Raw genomic sequence first — 591 nt, 5'->3', positions numbered from 1 at the left:
GTCCCGTCAGGTGATTAACATCTTCACGAGTCAGTAAGACTCCCTTGGGATCACTGCTAAATCTGTGTCTTAACCACTCTGCAAATTCTTTTGCACAAATCATAGTCATGGTTTTGTCCTTGATTCATTCTACGGCAGGTCACTCCACAACCCCGCCTCAATACCTTGTCTGCGTTGCCTATTTTACTTACCAACCGACAGACATATTGTTCAGAAATCAGAGTATCGTGACGAAAGATCTTTCAAAACAGAGTCGTTACCACTCAACAATACATACAACCCGTTGTTTATTTAAGATTTCTATAATATGTCACCCAAACGAGTTGGGTTAGTTTTTGTATTGGTATTATTCACTGTAGACAAAAGTATGATGTTTCTCCAGTTTCATAAAAGAGATACCTGAGCCGAAACAAGAACAAAGATAAGACGTTATTTACTGACGATAAGTGGCTGACATTGTGGTGGAATCGCTTTTTTCTTTTTAGGTTTAGCCGCTACTTTTTCTGGCTGGGGCTTCGCAGGGACAACTGCTTTTGGCTTCCAACTCGCTAACTCCGAACCACACCCATCACCAGAAGGAGGAGGTGCTTG

General features: G+C 41.8%; 1 protein-coding gene. It reads right to left on the bottom strand.

The window, feature by feature from the left end; genetic code table 11:
* Positions 1 to 429: 429 nt before the first annotated feature.
* Positions 430 to 591: penicillin-insensitive murein endopeptidase (locus R7Z49_RS26395; RefSeq protein ID WP_318112615.1), on the bottom strand; the 162-nt coding region annotated here is incomplete at its 5' end.

The sequence above is a fragment of the Vibrio sp. 1562 genome, from assembly GCF_033340155.1.
Lineage (GTDB): Bacteria > Pseudomonadota > Gammaproteobacteria > Enterobacterales > Vibrionaceae > Vibrio > Vibrio alginolyticus.
This window is presented reverse-complemented; position numbering and strand designations above follow the sequence as displayed.